Genomic DNA, 18,903 nt, shown 5'->3' with positions numbered 1-18,903 from the left:
TCATGTCGACCGGCTGGGTAACTCTAGCAAAGCCGCTTCGGGCGGCAGCTACGCGCCCTGGGCCCTGCGCATGTCCCGGTCCTCGTCACGACGTGCCTGGAACGGCTCCTCGTAGTGATCGAGATGCTCGAATTCGGGATCCTCGTCGTCGATCTCGAGCACCACCGCACCGGGGCGACGCAACCGCTGCGGGACGAGCTCGAGTTCGTCGTCGGTCTCCGATTCCACACCGAGACGGGACCGGCCCATCCGGGTGAGCCGACGTCGACGGACCTCTTCCTCGATCTGCACCTGACGCCGCAGGTAGTACAGGTAACCGACGAGGACGGCCACGGACAGTCCGCACAGCCACCAGACCGTCGGAGAGATGATGAAGGCCAGAGCCGCAGTGGTGATCGCCGCGAATACCAACCCCAGAACTGCGCGCTGTCGAAACGCGTACCGCGCGGCACGGGCGATCGCATCGGCCTCGGGGTCGAAACCGCCGCGGCCGCGTCGGCGAGGGACGAAATCGTCGTCGACGACACCGGGTTCGTGCGCGGGCGAACTTGCATTCGATGCATCCGAGTCGGGTGCATCGCGCTCGAGGTCGCTGTCTGCTGCGTGAGTGTCCATCGGGTCCTCCGCGGTACCGGGTAGATCGGGTGAGTCTGGACGAACAGTCGCAATCGCGGGGCCGAAGATCTCTCGGGCCGGCGCGGAGACTCGTAGGTCGTCCTCCGGTCGCCAGTGGGGATCACTGCGGTGCCCGGTCGCGGGGCCGCGCTGCTTTCGCTTCGTGCCACCCCGATGCAGCACGCGGGTCGCGAGCGCTGCGTCGGTCGTCTGCATGATCTGCGGACGCTTGGTCATCAGCATGGGCAGAAGAACGAAGAGCCAGACGGCTACGAGACCGATCCAGATGATCGAGTTCGGCATCGGCGATGTTCTCCTCCCTGGGCAACGGTGACACTTGTGACGTCATCAGGCTATGGGGAGGAGGCGCGAGAACGATGCAGACGCGCCGACCCGAATTACACTCCTGTCACTTTGACAACATCAGACGCGGTCGGCCGTCAGGCCCACGCGGCCCGACCGTTGCGAACCAACCGATCGACAACGGTTCCCTGCACCTCACCCGAGGTGATCGCGACGAGCTTGTGATCGCGCCATTCGCCGTCGACGTCGAGGTACTTGTAGAGCAATCCCTCTTCGCGAAAGCCGACGTTGCGCAGCACCGCTTGGCTGGCCAGGTTCTCCGGTCGAACCGTCGCTTCGACGCGGTGGAGTCCGACCGGGCCGAAGCAATGGTCGAGACCGAGCGCCAGAGCCGCGGTGGCCACACCCTTGCCGTTGACCTCCTTGGAGACCCAGTACCCGATCCAGGCCGAACGCAGTGCGCCCCGCACGATGTTTCCGGTGGTGATCTGCCCGCAGAATTCACCGTCGACTTCGATGACCATCGGCAGCATGTGTCCCTTGCGCGCCTCGGACTTGAGGCCCGAGCACAGGGTCGGCCACGAGGAGATGTGGTGTCGCGAATTCCAGCTGCCCTCGCCACTGGGCTCCCAGGGTTCGAGGTGGGCGCGATCCGCAGTACGAATCCGACTCCAGGCGGCCGCGTCGCGCATCCGTACCGGCCTCAACGTGACGGTTCCGCCGGCCACTCGCACTGGACCCAATTTCGCCGGCCAACCTGGGTGGCTCGACCACGTTCGCGGCATCCGTCGATCGTATGCGCTCCGCGCAGTGGTGCGGTTGAGTGCCCCAGGCGGCACTCGACCGCACCACTGGCGTCAGCCTCGCTGAGCGAGGAACGAGACCTTGACTTCCTCGCCGGTTCGGATTTCGGTGACCTCGGGATCGATGACGACCAGGCAGTTCGCCTCGGCGAGTGTGGCCAACAGATGCGAGGACGATCCGGGTGCACCGCCGAGGGCCTGGACCAGGTATTCACCGGTTCCCTCGTCACGCATGAGCTGGCCGCGGAGAAATCCCTTGCGGTCCTCGATCGAGGTGATCGGCGCGACGGTTCGTGCGGTCACGGTCCGACGCATCGGCTGCCGTCGGCCCAGAGCGATGCGAATCAGCGGACGCACCATCACCTCGAACACCACCAGCGCGCTGACGGGGTTGGCCGGCAACAGAAAGGTGGGGACCTCGTCGCGTCCGAGTTGACCGAAGCCCTGGACGGATCCGGGGTGCATGGCAACTCGCTCCACTTCCATGTCACCGAGTTCGCCGAGCGCCTCACGCACACCGTCCGATGCACCGCCGCCCACTGCTCCGGCGATGACCACGATCTCGGAACGGATCAACTGACCCTCGACCACTTCGCGCAGTCGCTTGGGATCGGTGCTGACGATCCCGACGCGGTTGACGTCGGCTCCGGCGTCGCGCGCCGCGGCGGCCAGCGCATAGGAGTTGACGTCGTACACCTGGCCGGGCCCGGGGGTTCGATCGGTGTCGACCAGTTCGCCGCCCACGGAGATGACCGAGAGCCGCGGCCGCGGATGCACCAGCACCTTGTCGCGCCCGACGGCTGCGAGCAGTCCCACCTGAGCTGCGCCGATGATCGTGCCTGCGCGCACCGCCACGTCTCCGGGCTGTACGTCGTCGCCGATCTTGCGGACGTAATCACCCGAGCGCACCGGACGGAACACCTTGACTCGGGCCCGTCCGCTGTCGGTGCGATCGAGCGGCAGCACCGCGTCGGCCAGCGTGGGCAGCGGCGCGCCGGTATCGACGCGCACTGCCTGCCGGGGTTGCAACCGGATGGGTTGGCGCGATCCGGCGGACACCTCGCCGACGACGGGAAGCGTGAGGTCGATGCGTTCGTCGTCCTCGTTGCGCAGGTCGGTGCCCGCGGCCGCCACATCGACGCTCCGCACCGCGTAGCCGTCGATGGCTGCCTGGTCGAAACCGGGAAGGGGACGCTCGGTGACCACTTCTTCTGCACACAGCAGGCCCTGTGCTTCCGAGATGGCGACCCGAACAGGCCGTGGAGCCACCGCCGCGGCGGTCACCCTGGTCTGCTGATCTTCGACCGAGCGCATCTGGCCCTTCCTCTATGGCATCGACCCGCGATGCTATTCGTACGTGGTCAGTTCCGGTGCCCAGCTGTCGCTCAAGCGTTCGTTCAGCCATTCACGCAGCGCCGGACCGTAGTCGTCACGTTGTAGAGCAAAGTCAACCGCAGCGCGCAGGTATCCCCCGGGATTTCCGAGGTCGTGTCTCGATCCGCGGTGCACCACCACGTGGACGGGGTGGCCTTCTTCGATCAGCAGGGCAATGGCGTCGGTGAGCTGCAGCTCGCCGCCTGCACCGGGCTTGATCCGTCGCAGAGCGTCGAAGATCGCGCGGTCCAGCAAGTACCGGCCTGCGGCGGCCAGGTTGGACGGGGCGTCCTCCTGCTTGGGCTTTTCGACCATACCGGTGACCTTGAGGACGTTCGGGTTGACCGCGTCGGGCACGATCTCGACCGAGAAGACGCCGTAGGAGGAGACCTTGTCGTCGGGAACCTCGATGGCGCACAACACCGAGCCTCCGCGCTTGGCGCGCACGCGGGCCATGACGTCCAGCACACCGCGGGGCATCACCAGATCGTCGGGAAGCAGAACGGCAACGGAATCCTCGTCGTCGTCGAGAACTTCCTCGGCACAGGCGACGGCATGTCCGAGTCCGAGCGGCTCGTGCTGAATGACCGACTGGACGTCGAGCAGACCCGGGGCAACCCGCACCTTCTCGAGCATTTCGAGCTTGCCGCTGGCCTCCAGCTTGTTCTCGAGTACGAGGTCCTCGACGAAGTGAGCGACGACGCCGTCCTTGCCGGGGGACGTGACGATCACCAGTCGCTGCGCGCCGGAATCTGCGGCTTCGCCGGCGACGAGCTCGATACCGGGAGTGTCGACCACTGGAAGCAGTTCTTTCGGAACGGTTTTCGTGGCCGGCAGGAACCGGGTACCCATGCCCGCTGCGGGAACGATGGCCGTGCGGAAATGCACGGGCGTGGCGGCGGTCGTCGCTGTAACGGCTTCTGTCATGGTGCTCACCCTATCCATGGTTTCTGGTGATCTGCTCGCCGTGTGCTGCGTTTTACCCCCGAGTGCATATCGTTGAACGACAGCACAGGAAGGGAGGACGAATCGTTGTGACCGTTCCCGATTTCACGGAGAACACGCCCAAGGATCGATGGCGAAAGTATGTTCTCGCCGAACGCCGACTGCTCGACGGTGCGCAACGCGCAATGGAGTCCTCTGCACTCTGTCACGTCCTCGGCGAATTGGCTGCCGAACACCCCGTCGTCGCCGCGTACGTTCCTGTCGGCAGCGAGCCGGGTTCGATCGAGATGCTCGACGCGATGGCCGCGGCCGGGTCGGTCGTTCTGCTTCCGAGTGCGCACGAGCCGGGTCCCTTGCGCTGGGCTCGATACGCCGGGCGTGAGTCGTTGGTGAAAGCCCCGTTCGGTCTGTTGGAACCGTCGGGACCGACGCTCGATCCCGACGTGGTGTCGGAGTGCACTCTGGTTCTCGTTCCGGCGCTGGCCGTGGACCGGAACGGAAACAGGCTGGGCCGAGGCGCAGGCTTCTACGATCGAACTCTCGACCTGTGCAGACCCGACGCGATGCTGGTCGCGGTGGTGCGCGAGAGCGAAGTGGTCGATCGGCTACCCGCCGAATCGCACGACAGACGGGTGACGCACGTGCTCACCGCCGGCGGGCTCGTACGCTTGAGTACGGAATAACGCTAGGATTCGATTCGTTGGCACTCCTGACTGTAGAGTGCTAATGCTCTCCCCAGTTTCGACAGTTTCGACGAACAGACAAGACACCGGCGGTGTTCGGCCTCGGCCAGCAGAGCGGCGAATTTCCTCGGTGACCAGCGCGGAGGAAACACGATGCCCACTTACTCATACGCATGCACCGAGTGCGACAACCGCTTCGACATCGTTCAGTCCTTCACCGACGACACGCTGACGGTGTGCCCCGCGTGCTCGGGCAAGCTTCGCAAGCTGTTCAACTCCGTCGGCATCGTCTTCAAGGGCAGCGGCTTCTACCGCACCGACAGCCGCGGCGGCGCCAGCACCTCCAGCGAAGGCGCGAGCGAGAAGAAGTCCGATGCGGCGGCGACGAAATCGGACAGCAAGTCCGAATCGAAGCCCGCCGAGAAGAAATCTTCGGATTCGTCGTCGTCGAGCAGTTCTTCTACGTCGTCGACCACGAAAGCTGCTGCCAGCCAGTAGTTTTCCGCTTCATCCACAGGCCGGGCCGTTATCCACAGCCCGGCCTTTTCGGTGCCTGTTCCGGCTCGGGCAGCGATACCGTTTGCGCCATGGCTGCCGGCAAGAATCGACTCGACTCGACGCTGCTCGATCGCATCACCCTGCGTCCGGCGTGGGTCGGATCCACGAAATTCAGACGAATCGCAGCCGGGGTTCTGGTCGCGGTCGCGCTGGTGCTGTTCCTCGACGACGCAGCCGGCGACAACCGAGTCCAGGTGATCACCGCCGGACGCGACCTGACGCCCGGCACCGTACTGACGCCGGCCGATGTGGTGGTCGCCGAGTGGGACCGGGCGAACGTCCCCGAGGGCGCACTCGTCGAATCCGAGGCCGTGGACGGTCAGACACTCACCGGGCCGGTCCGAGCGGGCGAATTGCTCACCGACGTGCGCCTGCTCGGATCTCGGACCGCCACAACGGCTCTGGGGACGGAGGCACGCGTGGTACCGGTGCATCTCGCCGACGCCGCGGTGACCGACCTGCTGCGGGAAGGCGATCGCGTCGACGTCTTGACGGTGGAGTCTCAGGACGACCCGAATGCCGTCCCCGCGGCCCGGGTGCTGGCGTCAGGAGCGATGGTTGTGCTCGTGTCCGCCGACGCCGGTGGCACTCGGCAGCGAGACCGCGTCGTACTACTGGCCCTACCGACGAACGACGCGACGACGGTCGCGGCTGCCTCGTTGGTCAGCGCGCTCACGGTGACCCTGCACTAACGTCTCTCGAGACAGAACAAACCGAACGTTGGGAGAAGGGCTCATGCTGAAGGGCTTCAAGGACTTTCTACTCCGCGGCAATGTCGTGGACCTCGCAGTTGCAGTGGTCGTCGGCGCGGCATTCACCGCGATCGTCACCGCATTCACGACGAATGTCATCAACCCCCTTGTCGCTGCCCTCGGTGGCAGCAACGAATACGGCTTCGGGTTTCAGATCACGTCGTCGCCGGAATCGTTCGTCAACGTCGGTGCCGTCATCACCGCGATCATCAACTTCGTCATCATCGCGGCCGTCGTCTACTTCGTGCTGATACTCCCGGTGAACACGGCGAAGAAGCGCTTCGTGAGCCAGCCGGAGAAGGAACTGAGCGACGTCGACGTGCTGGTGCAGATTCGCGACATCCTCGCGGGAGGAACCGCAGCGGGACAGAAACTGTCAACCGCAGCCGACACCACCGGCGGTAGCGGCGAGGCCATGGACGCAGCTCCGGATCTCGGCAAACATTCCAAGGACTGACGCCGGTCTGCTTCGACGAATGAATGCGCCATTCACGTTGTCTGACAGCGTGAATGGCGCATTCATTCGTTGCGGGGGTGCGACCCCCCTACGTGGATCTCGGCTGTAGCGTCAGCCGATGCTGAACGGCTGTCCCCACAGTGTGGTGGTTGCCGTGACCGCATCGTTGTCGATGGTTACCTTCACGTACGAGCGGGCCTCCGCGTAGCCGGCACATCCGGCGACGCTCAGGGTCTCGTCGGCGTAGGTGTAGCCGCCGCCGTTGCCGTCGAACGAGAACTCGTTCGAGACCTCGGTCGCAACCGTGACACCGTCGATCTCCGCGGACTTCTCGTCGGCCACGAGCTTGACGTCGTTGAACTGGCCGGGGGCGAGATTCAGCTCGACGCCTGCACCGATGTCGTAGGTGTTCGGCTGAGTGCGGTCGATTGTCAGCGAGCTGAGATCACCCGGCTCCAGCGAGATCGTGTTGCCCTGGCCGAACGACGCGTTTCCATCGGCACCGATCGCGGCACTGAAATCGACCTGGCACCCGACCAGGAAGCCCGGCTCGATGGATCCGCCACTGGCGTTGGAGGTCTCGACCGTGTAGTTGCCGGTGACCCACACGTTGCGCTGGGTAGGTGTGGCACCCATCGACGGCGAAATCAGCGCGCTCTGGCCGAATCCCTTGACGGTCACGGTGGTTCCGTCGATCAGCGTCTTGCTGATTTCGTTGTCCTGCAGTGGAACGAAGGTGTCGGCGTTGGCCGCTCCGGCGGACAGGAACCCGATGGCGATCGCGCCGACGGCTCCGGCTGCGGCCGTCTGGAATCCACGCCGCACGGTGGTGGTGTTCTGCATAGCTACCCCTTTTGGGAAAGTGAAACGCGCTCTAGGCGAGGGTGGGTGAAGTGGTGGGATGCTCAGCCGAGGCTGAACGGCTGGCCGTAGAGCGTGCCCTTGTAGCGGTAGTTGCCGGTGAGTTCGAGTGTGGTGTACGAGCGTGCCTGTGCGTAGCCACCGCAGTTCTCCACGGAGATCCCGACGTCCTGGTACTGAATCGCGGTGAACGGGCCCTTGACGTCCTTGCTGCCGAGCTCGACCTGCGCGACTTCCTTGTCCTTGATGGGGACGTTGATTCCGACGCCACCCTCGAACTTGTTGGTGGTCTCACCCTCGCCGCCGATCTGGAACGGGATGGGGAAGAGCGTGATGATGTTGGTGTTGCCGCCCTCGATGCCGAAGCCGGCGTTCATATCGAGGCTCAGGTCGTCCATGTCGAGCTGGCAACCGACGAGGTAGCCCGTCTTCAGGGTTCCGGTCACTCCCTCGGGAGTGTCGGCAGTAGCGGTGCCGGTGACCCAGCCGTTTCGATTGAGGGGATTGTTCGCGATCGCGGGCGAGATGACAGCCGACTCGTCGAGATGCGAGATCTTGTACGGCCCCGCCACCTTCTCACCGTTCGGCAATGGAACGAACGTATCGGCATTGGCAGCACCGACCGAAAGCATTCCGACAGCTACGGCCGACGCCGCGCTCACTGCAGCAATTCGACTTACCTTGCGCAGCACGGAGTGACGAATATTGTTCATGATTCCCCTCGTATGACCGGCCGATGCCCCATCCGATGGTCGGACCGATCGGGGGACATCTTTTCTCGCAGAAGAATACTGTACAAATCGGTACGAAGCATCCACAACGGACGCAACATGGTTGCGTGTATCAGCATCTCACAGATACCTTCCCTGCTTGCGCTACCTAAACAGCGGGCCGGCTCGCAACCAGCTGTCACTTTTCGGATCGATCGCTCGAATTGTGCTGATACAAAGCAAGAAAAGACGTCTCGGGTGCACAATGCATGCAACAAAACGGACCGAATACCGACGCAGGTGCGATCCGAGGATCTCTTTCGGCGCCCAATTCGGTCGATCGGCGCGACTATGCCCTGCAATCCGCAGATTGCAGGGCATAGTCGACTGTTTCTCCCGAACTAGAACTTCAACAGCGGAAACTCGTCGAGCGTGATGGATGTGCCGTCGGCTTCACAAGCCGAGGCAACTGCATTCGAATTGTCGACGAATTTCTGGCCGGATTCACTGTCCGGCTCGGACAGTTCCAGCGAATCGGCAGGCAGATCGGCCACGAGCGTCGTCAGAGCGTTCTTGACATCGCCTGTTGCCTGTTCCGATTGGGTGGTGAATTCACTCAGCGAAGCGGATTTGTCCGCGGTCCACTTCTCGACGCCGGCTTGATCGGTGGGGACAGCTTCCACAGTGGCGACAAAGGCATTGTGCGAAGTCGCGAAGGCTGTGCAGCTTTCGGCATTCTCCCCCGATGATGCATCCGAGGATTCACTGCTACAGCCGGCCAGAAGTAGAAATGCCGCACAGGCGGCGGCAGAGAGAGCTTTCGTTTTCATTGTCGGTCCCCCGGACCCCTTCTCGCAGGCAATACCGAAGCACAGTCCTGCATTATCGATTCGTTCGGTTCCACTAGTACACAGCAATCAGGCCCGCCCGGGATACCCGGGCGGGCCCAATCGATTTCGGCTAGGTCAGCCGAGGGTGCTGCTGTTGATCAACCGATCGAGATCAGTTGAAGGTCCACGGTGCGCCGTACGTGACAGCAACGTCACCGGTGGAGCTGGTGACCGAGACGTACGGACGAACGCGGACGTTACCGAGGATGCCGGTAGCGGTGCCGTGAGCGTTCGCGATCTGGATGGTGCCGGAGGGGCCTTCGGCGTCACCTTCGGTGCCCTGGACGTTGCCCGAGGCAGCGGTGGCGTCGACGATGCCGGGTCCGGGAGCGATCTCGGCCTCGAAGCCAACCGACGGGAGCAGGTCGCTGGTGCTTCCGCTGATCGAACCTTCGCCGGCGTTGTTGATCTCAGCGCCGAGGCTGAAGTTCGGGGTGGTGTAACCGAAGGTGACCGATCCACCCAGGCTCATCGGGTAGCCGACCTGGTAGCCGATGGCGACGGTGCCCTCGAAGTCGTCGGCGTCGGGACCGGTGACGGTCCAGCCTGCGACACCGTTGGCGAACCACTCACGGGTGAGCGGGTTGCCGTCGAGCGGCGAGACGCTGTTGATGAAGGTGTCGGACAGCGACACGGTGATGACGTTGCCGTTGGCATCGACGACCGTGTTGGTGCTGTCCACTGCAGCGGACGCGGTTCCGGTACCGAGTACCAGACCGACGACCGACGCGCCGGCGACAACCGCAGCGCTCATGGACTTGAGTCCCCGGCTACGCCGCGACTTCTGGATCTCCGTCATTTATTCCTCATCATGTTCAGTCCCAGCGCGGTGTCGCACGGGGAAGCTTGTGGCTTTCACCCTCGAACTAGATCGGACGCAACGATGCGTACGAGCCCGAGCCGGATGCGACCGTGACGGCCTCATCCTGTAGTTCAGTTCCGAACTCGAGGCGAGGCACCGGTTGGTCCCACACCCTCACTGTCGGAAGCTGAGGGGAACATTAGAGGAGATGCCTGACCGTGACAATCCCTACGATCGGCCCCCAAACGTTGCCGACTCGTGATGTGTTTCGGCGGCGTGAACAACTTTCACAGCAGTGTTAGCGATAACCCGAGTCACAGCATCTCTCGGAGGCGTCGAACTGTTACATCTGCCTCATTCGGGTAAACCGACCCTGATGTGGGAATACTTCGACTCCGTCATGTCCCGGTCAGCCGAATAGTCCGGTCTGCGAGGCGTCCGCGACGTCCGTTTTGAACCTTGCCGCCTCGAGCTACTGCCGGGTAGCTCGCTAACGCCAGGTAAACGAGTAACTAACAGACCTGTCATTCAGAGCGAATAAATGTGTTGTGGATCACATCAGAAGTAATGAGGTGGTCGCTGTTGCTTCAACCATTCGTCCGAGGACGGGCCGCCGGATTCGGTACCCGCACCGTCGCTTCGCTCGTCTCCGGTCGTCTCCGGCAGAACTTCACCGAAGATGCGAGCGAGCCGGGCCCGTTCTGCTCGGGCCCGGCTCGCGTCGTCTTCGGCCGATCGATCGTCGTTCGGCTTTTCGCTCATCGGTATCGCTATGCGTCCAATCCGGACAGCTCGGCGATGACCTGACTCGCCAGCGGCGTCAGCGTCGCCATTCCGTCGCGAATCGCAGCCCGCGACGAGGCCAGGTTCACCACCAGCGTGCTTCCGGATACACCGACCAGTCCACGCGACAGACCGGCGTCCAGCGAACCGGCTGCCAGTCCCGACGATCGCAGTGCCTCGCTGATACCCGGAATCTCGCGGTCGAGCACCTCCGCGGTGACGTCGGGAGTGACATCGCGCGGCGAGACGCCTGTGCCACCGATGGAGACCACCAGGTCGACACCGCCGATCACCGCGGTGTTGAGTGCGTTCCGCACATCCACCTCGTCTGCCGTCACCGCGACGACGCCGTCGACGAGGAAACCTGCCTCGGTCAGCAGTTCCGTGACGAGCGGGCCCTTCGAGTCCTTCTCGGTGCTGTGCGCTGTTCGGTCGTCCACGATGACGACCAACGCGCGCCCTGCCAGTGGTGCGTCGAGTTCCATACCGCTCACCGTAGTAGTAAGGCCTCCACCCGGCTCACGCTGTGCGTAAATCGTTGCAACCGTTCCGTGCCTGCCTGGTTCTCGTAACATCAGCGACCGCCCGGGAACGACGGTACCTGGAAGGGCAGTTGCTGTTCTTGCTGTTGCGTCTGAGTCTGGGCCGGGGCGGGCTCCGCGGTACCGAGCGTCACCGTGGCCGTCTTCTCGCTGCCACCCTCGTTGTACGTGACGGTGACGGAGTCTCCTGGAGCGTGCGAGCGCACCGCGGCGATCAACGCGTCACCGCTCGAGATGACGCGGTCGTCGAGCTTGGTGATCACGGCACCCGTCGGGATGCCTGCCGATGCGGCGGGGCCCCCCTCGGTGACCTCGACGACGGTTGCGCCGTTGGCGTCGTCCTGCGACGGCACCTGCACCCCGATCATCGCCTGAGTGGCCTTACCTGTGGTGGTCAACTCGTCAGCGATGCGCTTGGCCTGATCCACCGGGATCGCGAACCCGAGCCCGATGGATCCGCTCTGGGCTCCGGATCCCTGGCTGCCGCCGATCGTGGCGATCGCAGTGTTGATGCCGATCAGCTGTCCGTCGGTGTTGACGAGCGCGCCGCCGGAGTTACCCGGGTTGATCGCAGCGTCGGTCTGGATGGCGTCGATCACCGAGTTCTGATTGCCGGACTCCCCCGAGGTGGACACCGGCCGGTTCAGAGAGGACACGATGCCCGTGGTGACCGTTCCCGCGAGGCCGAGCGGAGAGCCGATCGCGACGACCTGCTGACCCACTTCGAGGTTCGACGACGAACCCAGCTCGATCGGCGTCAGGTTCGACTTGCCCTCGGCCTTGATGACGGCCATGTCCGAGACCGAGTCGGCACCGACGATCGTCGCGTCGGCGACCGATCCGTCGGAGAACGCGACGGTGAGTTTGCCGTTGGCACCTGCGCCCGTCGCGACGTGGTTGTTGGTGAGGATCAAGCCGTCACTGCTGAGGATGACGCCCGAGCCCTCACCTTCCTCCTGCGAACCCGTCACCTGGATCTGCACCACACTCGGCAGGACCTTGTTCGCGACGGCCTGGACAGAACCGTCGGGGAAATTGGCGGCCGGCTCTGCGGCGGTGACGGTGGAGTTCAACGAGTTGGTCACTCCCCCTCCGCCGTTGGCGTTGTTGGTCGCGATGGCACCGACTGCGCCGCCGATTCCGCCACCGACCAGCACGAGTGCGATGGCACCGGCCACCAGCGCAGAACGCCCCGAGCGGGTCTTCACCGCGGCAGGCGCAGAGTTGGATTGCGGTGCAACGTGTTGCGGCTGGGCGTGGGTGTGCTGGGCGGTCTGTGGGTCGCCCTGCTGACCGTACGGCCCGTAGCCGGGCTGGTAGGGGTTCTGTCCGTAGCCGGCGTACTGCTGCGGATAACCCTGCTGTGGGGGTTGCGACCCTGCGTTGTGGGGTGGAGTCTGCTGGGACGGGAACTGCTGCGTCGGGTGCTGGTGAGTGGAATCCTGCTGAGGCGGGTGCTGCTGGGTGGGGTAGCTCTGCTCGTCGCCGCGCGAAGCCCGGTCCGCCGGATGCTGCTCGCCACCGGCACCCTGTCCGGTCTGTTCGGATTCGTTACGGTCGTCGCTCATCGTTGTTGCTTCCTTCAGTAGAGACCTCGTCGTAGAGGTCCGCCCGCCTTCTTGCTATTCACTGTGCAGGGCGGTACTGAGAGTGCGCTGAGATCCGGCTATCAGTTTGCCGAGAGTGTCGTGGGATCAGGAGCACCCTCACCGGGCAACACGATTCGAATGAGGGCACCACCGCGCTCGGACACCTCGACCCCGATGGTGCCGCCGTGCTTGACGACCACCTGTCGCACGATGGCAAGGCCCAGGCCACTTCCGGGCATGGAGCGTGATGCCGTGGAGCGGTAGAAGCGCTCGAACACCAGCTCGCGATCTTCCTCGGGAATGCCCGGTCCTGCGTCGTCCACCGTCAACTCGAGCAGACCATCGCCGATCTGCCGCATGGCGATTCGCACCTCACCGCCGCTCGGGCTCCACTTCGCCGCATTGTCGAGCACGTTCAGCACGGCCCTCGACAGGCCTGCTTGATCGCCGTAGACGAACCACGGCATCAGCGTCGCATCGAAATCGATCTCGTTGCGGCGGCGGCGTGCTCGCTCGAGACTGCGTTCGACGGCATCGGCCAGGTCGACTCGCTCGAACACCGTCTCCGGCGCATCCTCGCGCGCCAGATCGACCAGATCACCCACCAGGGTGGACAATTCCTGGATCTGCGCCACCACGTCGGTTCGCAGCTCGGCCATGTCCTCGTCCGGGATGGACGGGGCTCCGGGGCGTCCGGCCGCGATCAGCAACTCCATGTTGGTCCGCAGCGAGGTCAACGGTGTCCGTAGTTCGTGGCCGGCGTCAGCGACCAATCTGCTCTGCCTGCCCCGAGATTCGGCAAGCGCACGGAGCATCGTGTTGAAACTCTCTGTCAGACGGGCCAACTCGTCGTCACCGGTCACCGGAATCGGCGTCAGATCGTCGGTGCGCGCCACTCGTTCGGCGGCAGCCGTCAACCGGGCGATCGGGCGTAAACCGGTGCGGCCCACGGCCATACCAGCTCCAGCGGCCAGCACCACTCCGCACGCACCGACGATCAACAGCACCCACGCCAGACGGTCGAGCACCTGCCCGGTCGGCAGCAGTCTCTGTGCGACGACGAGAGTGCTGCCGTCCTTGGTGCGTAGCGCGAGCACCCGTTGATCGTCGAGTGTGCGCAGAGACGATTCCTGTTGTCCGCTCACGACAGCGAGTTCGGCGTCGCCGATCGGCACCTTGGGCCCGGGCGGGTTGTAGCTGGACATGTCCGGGTAGATCAGCGCCACACTCACATCGGTGCTGTACAACGTGGCTCCGGCAACGAAACGCGGATCATAGGACACCAGAGTCGACTCCGCCAAAGCCGATGCACGAGAACGCAATTGAGTGTCCACATCGCCGTACAGTGCCCGCGAGACAACCGTGTACGCGGCAATGGCCATGACAGCCACCGCAATTGCGACGACGGAGGCCGCGAGCAATGTCACCCGCCACCGCAGCGACACCGACCGTGTCAGGGGCATCGGTGGTCGCATCCCCGTCGGCGACGAGCCGACACCGTCGGTCGACTTGCGCCCGAACGAAGCGACCATCACGGGGGCGTCTCGCGCAGGACGTAACCCACACCGCGAACGGTGTGGATCAGCCGCGACTCCCCCTCCGCCTCGGTCTTGCGCCGCAGGTAACCGACGTACACCTCGAGCGCATTGCCCGACGTCGGAAAGTCGTAACCCCACACTTCCTCGAGGATGCGACTCCTGGTGAGCACCCGCCGCGGATTGGTCATCAGCATCTCGAGCAACGAGAACTCGGTCCGGGTGAGGCTGATCGAGCGTTCGGCGCGCGAGACCTCACGGGTGACCGGGTCCAACGACAGGTCCGCGAACGTCATGGTCTCCGAGTCGATGCCCGCTTCCATCGCTGTACGCCGAAGCAGTGCCCGCAGTCGAGCCAACAGCTCCTCGAGCGCGAAGGGCTTGGGCAGGTAGTCGTCGGCACCGGCATCGAGGCCGGCGACGCGCTCGGACACCGAGTCCCGGGCCGTCAACACGAGAATCGGCAGGTCGTCGCCGACACTGCGCAACCGACGACACACCTCGAGGCCGTCGAGCCGAGGCATCATCACGTCGAGCACCAGGGCGTCGGGACGCGCCGCCGCAACCTGCTCGAGCGCGTCGAGACCGTCGACCGCCAGGTCCACGGTGTACCCGTTGAACGTCAGCGACCTGCGCAGCGACTCACGCACTGCTCGATCGTCGTCGACCACCAATATCCGCATCCGTACAGTTTGTCCTGGTCGACTGAGATATGTCTGAGAGGGGTGCCCAATCCGACTACGGAGTGGGTAGGTGCTTGGCCAGCGGGAGGTTCCACTTTCGCCACAGCGCGAGCAGACGCAACCCCGTCGCGAGCAGTGTTCCCACGATCAGACCCGCGTTCTCCGGGAGACTCGCAGCGTCGGCCAACACCACGGCCGACGCACCGAGCAGAGCCGGCAGCGCATAGAGGTCCCGATGCAGCAGCAGCGGAACTTCGTTGACCAGAACGTCTCGGATCACGCCGCCCGCCACGGCCGTCGTCGTGCCGATGAGAGCTCCGGCCAACGCGCTACCGCCCGAAGCCAAGGCAATCGTCGCGCCGGTCGATGCGAACAGGCCCATCCCGAACGCGTCGAGCACCAGAACTCCGCGTCGCACCTTGCCCATCTGCCGATGCGCGACGAACACGACCAGCGAGGCGAGGAAGCCGACGGTGAGGTTCGGCCACGTGTCCAGGGACGTCGGCGGGTGGATGCCGAGCAGCAGATCACGAATGATGCCACCGCCGATGCCCGTCGTGATTCCGACGACGCACACCCCGAACAGATCCAACCGGCGATGTACTCCGATCAACGCACCGGAGGCCGCGAAGGCCGCGATACCGATCAATCCGAGCACGTCGAGAAGCATCGGACCAGCATGTCACGGCGCTGACAGGGATCTCACAGCAACATCCGAGGCCGGCCCCAGCATCGGGGAGCACCTTCGAGTTGTAACCGATGTCAACCCCCAGGAGCACCTCATGCGTATCGGATTCAAGAAAACCATCGCCACAGTCGCAGCGGCGGGAGCACTTGTACTCGGTGGCGGCGCGGTCGCCCAAGCCTCCACGGATCGGGCCACGATCCCCGATGTGGCCGGCAGCTCCGAAAGCGCAGCCTTGGAGGCACTCTCGGATGCCGGTTTCACCAACGTGAGTGTCAACTACGACCGACCCGACGCCATCGTCCTCGGAACCAGCTTTCAAGCAGGGGCCAAGGTCAACGAAAACGCGTCCATCCTGGTGATCGTCGGACGCGACTAGCTCGCCCGCACCGTCCCGTCGTAACCGGCGGCGGGACTGTCCGCGTTGCGGTTGCAAGCGATAGTCTCGGTGCGCAGCAGAATTTCGCAGAACCGAGGTGAACGAACAAGTGCCGATCATCGACAACGCCGTCTACGTGAACGGAAAACGCACTGCCAATCCCGAGAGCCTCGATATCACCTTCGAGGTCATGCGCGAGCGGCACGGAATGGCATGGATCGGGTTGTACCGACCCGAGGTCGCCGAAATCATGGCTGTGGCAGACGAGTTCGGCCTGCACCGGCTCGCCGTCGAGGACGCCATCGCAGCCCACCAGCGGCCGAAACTGGAACGGTACGCCGAGCAACTGTTCGTCGTTCTCCGGCCCGCGCGGTACGTCGACGAGACCGAAAAGGTCGAATTCGGCGAATTGCACATCTTTCTCGGTCCGGATTTCGTCGTCACCATTCGCCATGCCGAATCCCCCGACCTGGCGATGGTGCGAAAGCGCCTCGAAGGATCTCCCGAACTGATCGAACTCGGACCCGAAGCGATCCTCTACGGCATCCTCGATCAAGTGGTCGACGAGTACGTCCCGGTGGTGACCGGACTGCAGAACGACATCGACGAGATCGAGGATCAGCTGTTCACCGGCGATCCGTCGGTCTCGCGTCGAATCTATTCGCTGCTCCGTGAAGTGTCCGAATTCGACCGTGCTGCAAAACCACTTGTCGAAATGATCGAATCGCTCAAGCGAGGCTCGGACAAGTACAACGTGGACGTGGAACTGCAGCGCTACCTGCGCGACGTGCACGATCACGCGATCCGAGTCTCCGACCGCATCGAGTCCTTTCGGTCCAACCTGCAGAATGCGTTGACCGTGCACTCGACCATCGTCGCGCAGCAGCAGAACGAAGAGATGCGCAACATGACCGAGGCCAGCCTGGAGCAGAACGAACAGGTCAAACGCATCTCGTCATGGGGTGCAATTCTTTTCGCGCCCTCCCTGATCGCCGCCATCTACGGCATGAACTTCGACGACATGCCGGAATTGAAATGGCAACTCGGCTACCCGATGGCACTGCTCGCCATGGCGATCTGCTCGACTGCACTGTTCGTGGTGTTCAAGCGCCAGAAGTGGTTGTAGTGCGGCTCCGCCGCAGTGGTGTGGTCGAGTGCCTCAGGGGGCACTCAACCGCACCACTGCCGCAGGCACTCAGGACGAACCGAACCTCGGGCCGATCGGGATGTCGCGGGTGAAGGTCAACCTGTCGAACTCGGTGCCGTATTCGTCGATGGCACCGATCGTCATTCTGCTGGCGGTGATGCCCGGAATACCCGGCACCACATCGACTCTGACGAACGAGTAGTTCAGGAACCGCACCCTCGACCAGGTGATGGACTCGGCCGACTTGGTGCCGTCCGGTGCCCAGACGTAGCTGTTGGGAACTGCCGTGTCGGGCAACTCGTTGCCGCGATAGCTCACGCCCTCGCCGTCCTGGAACGTGTAGCGGGGACGTCCACCACCGCCGACGGTGTAATACACGGTGCCGTCGGTCTTTCCGTCGACCGTGGCGTTGTCACCGGCCACCCGAGTCGCGCGATTGCCGCGAATGGGATCGGTGCGCTCGAAGACGTGGTTGTGGGCCTGGAGCACCACATCCACCTCGTACCTGTCGAACAGTGATACCCATGCGTCGCGCACCCCGCCGTCGCTCGCATGCGTCGACGTGGTCGAGTACGCGCAGTGATGGAAGAAGCAGACGATGAAGTCGATGTTCGGATCGGCACGGTACTTCGCCAAAGTCTGCTCCACCCAGGTGTTCTGGGCCCCACCGCTGTACCCGGTATTGGCTTTGATCTCGTAGCTGACGTCGTTCGCGTCGAGCGAGAGCACCGCGGTGTTGCCGTAGACGAACGAGTACGCCGACGGGCAGCCCTTGGGGCCGTTGCTCGGCTGATCCAGACGCGCCGCATGGCCGCCGTATCCGTTGGGGCTGTACAGCGCTTCCATGTCATGATTTCCGGTGGCGAACAACCACGGCGCGGTCGACGCGCTGGCTTCGATCGCCTGGAAATAGCCGTCCCAGACGAACGGGTTGAACTTGTCGAATCCCTTCGGCGGCGTCTGTCCGTGCTTCGCGAACTGCGGCGGCAGACCGGCACCCGACGGGTCCGCATACGCGATGTCACCGGCGAGGATGTGGAAGTCCGGGTGCGAGGCCTCGATCTGCCGACTGATGTTGCGCGCGTGCTTGACCGACGGTTCGTTGTCCGCTTTGTAATACTGGTCGTCGTAGTCGCCGGCCACCAGACCTTCTGGTTGCGAGGGCGTTTCGTCGACACCCTGATCGCCCATCATCGTGAACCTGAACGGTGCGATGCGGCCCGACGGCAGCGCCGGAGATGCGCTGCGAATATCGCTCACGAAGCCGTCGGCGGTGCGCCAGCGGTAGTAGTGCGGCAACTTCGGCGTCAGATTGTCGACGGGAACATGCACGTAGTACTGCTCTGCCGACAGAATTCCGCCGTCGGTCTGCGGTACCTGGCTGATCAGGTTGCGCACCTCGGCAGAGGTCGTCGCGCCCAGCGCCGGCGTGGGGCCGTGGTCGAGAAAGACTCCGGTGAGCCCGGGGTTCCGAGAAAGCTGAGCGGAGAACCGCAACTGCGTCGCCGGGTCGTTTCCGAATCCCATGTGCCGACCGGCAACGGCCAGCGGAGCGTCCTGCGCATAGGCGGTGCGTGCGAACACCGAATTCCCGACGCCCACCGCGGCGGCCGTCGCGGCCGCTCCCACCAGGAAGTTTCGGCGACTGACGGGGTGTCGCCGCAGGAACGACCGATGCCAATCGTGCTGCTCGGCCATGGTCATGTTCTCGGCGAGTGTGCCCGGGATGCCGGTCGCGACGGTCTCGCCTGCGGGATTGAGCGTCATGATTCGATCGTGGCGGTGACGCCCGCTCTCTCCGTTAACC

Annotated in this window: 21 protein-coding genes; 6 read left to right on the top strand and 15 right to left on the bottom strand. The window is 64.1% G+C overall.

All coding sequences use genetic code 11. The annotated features are described in order from the left end of the window. Positions 1-48 precede the first annotated feature (48 nt). From glpR to R4P47_RS01175, 4 genes are all read right to left on the bottom strand, one after another. Positions 49-918 carry a gephyrin-like molybdotransferase receptor GlpR gene (glpR, locus tag R4P47_RS01190; protein WP_149405147.1) on the bottom strand — a complete coding sequence of 290 codons (870 nt, stop codon included), beginning with the start codon at positions 916-918 and terminating at the stop codon, positions 49-51. Positions 919-1,055: 137 nt separating this feature from the next. Further along, positions 1,056-1,703 (bottom strand): GNAT family N-acetyltransferase, encoded by a 648-nt coding sequence (locus tag R4P47_RS01185; protein ID WP_149405146.1) that lies wholly within the window; start codon positions 1,701-1,703, stop codon positions 1,056-1,058. A gap of 72 nt (positions 1,704-1,775) precedes the next feature. Beyond that, on the bottom strand, positions 1,776-3,035 hold the full coding sequence (gene glp / locus R4P47_RS01180; protein WP_032395737.1) for a gephyrin-like molybdotransferase Glp: 1,260 nt from the start codon (positions 3,033-3,035) through the stop codon (positions 1,776-1,778). A gap of 33 nt (positions 3,036-3,068) precedes the next feature. Next, the gene (locus R4P47_RS01175) at positions 3,069-4,022 is read right to left on the bottom strand and encodes a UTP--glucose-1-phosphate uridylyltransferase (RefSeq protein WP_037192236.1); all 954 of its coding nucleotides are present in this window, start codon (positions 4,020-4,022) and stop codon (positions 3,069-3,071) included. 107 nt (positions 4,023-4,129) lie between these two features. Between R4P47_RS01175 and R4P47_RS01170 the strand changes: the two genes are divergently transcribed. The 4 genes from R4P47_RS01170 (at position 4,130) to mscL (ending at position 6,490) form a co-directional block, all read left to right on the top strand. Further along, a complete protein-coding gene (locus tag R4P47_RS01170; protein WP_317783914.1) occupies positions 4,130-4,723 on the top strand; it encodes a 5-formyltetrahydrofolate cyclo-ligase in 594 nt (197 codons plus the stop codon). Positions 4,724-4,876: 153 nt separating this feature from the next. Further along, positions 4,877-5,221, top strand: a complete 345-nt coding sequence (locus R4P47_RS01165; protein ID WP_317783913.1) for an FmdB family zinc ribbon protein — start codon at positions 4,877-4,879, stop codon at positions 5,219-5,221. Positions 5,222-5,310: 89 nt separating this feature from the next. After that, a complete protein-coding gene (locus R4P47_RS01160; RefSeq protein ID WP_317783912.1) occupies positions 5,311-5,973 on the top strand; it encodes an SAF domain-containing protein in 663 nt (220 codons plus the stop codon). Between the two features lie 43 nt (positions 5,974-6,016). Further along, positions 6,017-6,490 carry a large conductance mechanosensitive channel protein MscL gene (gene mscL / locus R4P47_RS01155; protein WP_037191966.1) on the top strand — a complete coding sequence of 158 codons (474 nt, stop codon included), beginning with the start codon at positions 6,017-6,019 and terminating at the stop codon, positions 6,488-6,490. Between the two features lie 111 nt (positions 6,491-6,601). On the opposite strand, the gene R4P47_RS01150 is transcribed toward mscL, so the two are convergent. From R4P47_RS01150 to R4P47_RS01105, 10 genes are all read right to left on the bottom strand, one after another. Then, positions 6,602-7,333: an MspA family porin gene (locus tag R4P47_RS01150; RefSeq protein WP_317783911.1), complete on the bottom strand. Its 732-nt coding sequence runs from the start codon at positions 7,331-7,333 to the stop codon at positions 6,602-6,604. Between the two features lie 62 nt (positions 7,334-7,395). After that, entirely contained in the window at positions 7,396-8,064 is a 669-nt protein-coding gene (locus R4P47_RS01145) for an MspA family porin (RefSeq protein WP_317783910.1), read from the bottom strand. Positions 8,065-8,462: 398 nt separating this feature from the next. Further along, a complete protein-coding gene (locus tag R4P47_RS01140) occupies positions 8,463-8,744 on the bottom strand; it encodes a hypothetical protein (RefSeq protein WP_317783909.1) in 282 nt (93 codons plus the stop codon). A 319-nt stretch (positions 8,745-9,063) separates the two neighbouring features. Next, a complete protein-coding gene (locus R4P47_RS01135) occupies positions 9,064-9,750 on the bottom strand; it encodes an MspA family porin (RefSeq protein WP_317783908.1) in 687 nt (228 codons plus the stop codon). A gap of 561 nt (positions 9,751-10,311) precedes the next feature. Beyond that, entirely contained in the window at positions 10,312-10,515 is a 204-nt protein-coding gene (locus tag R4P47_RS01130) for a hypothetical protein (protein WP_269594632.1), read from the bottom strand. Between the two features lie 8 nt (positions 10,516-10,523). Then, positions 10,524-11,021 carry a molybdenum cofactor biosynthesis protein B gene (locus R4P47_RS01125; RefSeq protein ID WP_037191958.1) on the bottom strand — a complete coding sequence of 166 codons (498 nt, stop codon included), beginning with the start codon at positions 11,019-11,021 and terminating at the stop codon, positions 10,524-10,526. A gap of 89 nt (positions 11,022-11,110) precedes the next feature. Continuing rightward, positions 11,111-12,646, bottom strand: coding sequence for a S1C family serine protease (locus R4P47_RS01120; RefSeq protein ID WP_317783907.1), 1,536 nt, complete (start codon positions 12,644-12,646; stop codon positions 11,111-11,113). Between the two features lie 101 nt (positions 12,647-12,747). After that, positions 12,748-14,199: a sensor histidine kinase gene (locus R4P47_RS01115; protein WP_149405599.1), complete on the bottom strand. Its 1,452-nt coding sequence runs from the start codon at positions 14,197-14,199 to the stop codon at positions 12,748-12,750. Then, complete coding sequence (locus R4P47_RS01110; RefSeq protein ID WP_032395747.1) at positions 14,199-14,885, bottom strand: response regulator transcription factor; 687 nt, start codon at positions 14,883-14,885, stop codon at positions 14,199-14,201. Before R4P47_RS01110 ends, R4P47_RS01115 begins: the two co-directional genes overlap by 1 nt. A 55-nt stretch (positions 14,886-14,940) precedes the next feature. Further along, positions 14,941-15,555 carry a trimeric intracellular cation channel family protein gene (locus R4P47_RS01105; RefSeq protein WP_317783906.1) on the bottom strand — a complete coding sequence of 205 codons (615 nt, stop codon included), beginning with the start codon at positions 15,553-15,555 and terminating at the stop codon, positions 14,941-14,943. A gap of 112 nt (positions 15,556-15,667) precedes the next feature. Between R4P47_RS01105 and R4P47_RS01100 the strand changes: the two genes are divergently transcribed. Together R4P47_RS01100 and R4P47_RS01095 are read left to right on the top strand one after the other, a co-directional pair. Continuing rightward, positions 15,668-15,949, top strand: coding sequence for a PASTA domain-containing protein (locus R4P47_RS01100; protein ID WP_317783905.1), 282 nt, complete (start codon positions 15,668-15,670; stop codon positions 15,947-15,949). Between the two features lie 109 nt (positions 15,950-16,058). Then, entirely contained in the window at positions 16,059-17,075 is a 1,017-nt protein-coding gene (locus tag R4P47_RS01095; RefSeq protein ID WP_094686688.1) for a magnesium and cobalt transport protein CorA, read from the top strand. Positions 17,076-17,144: 69 nt separating this feature from the next. Here R4P47_RS01095 and R4P47_RS01090 read toward each other — a convergent pair whose 3' ends face one another. Continuing rightward, positions 17,145-18,863: a metallophosphoesterase gene (locus R4P47_RS01090; RefSeq protein WP_317783904.1), complete on the bottom strand. Its 1,719-nt coding sequence runs from the start codon at positions 18,861-18,863 to the stop codon at positions 17,145-17,147. Between the last annotated feature and the right edge of the window lie 40 nt (positions 18,864-18,903).

This window comes from Rhodococcus sp. IEGM 1370 (assembly GCF_033142325.1).
In the GTDB taxonomy this organism is placed as follows: Bacteria; Actinomycetota; Actinomycetes; order Mycobacteriales; family Mycobacteriaceae; genus Rhodococcoides.
This window is presented reverse-complemented; position numbering and strand designations above follow the sequence as displayed.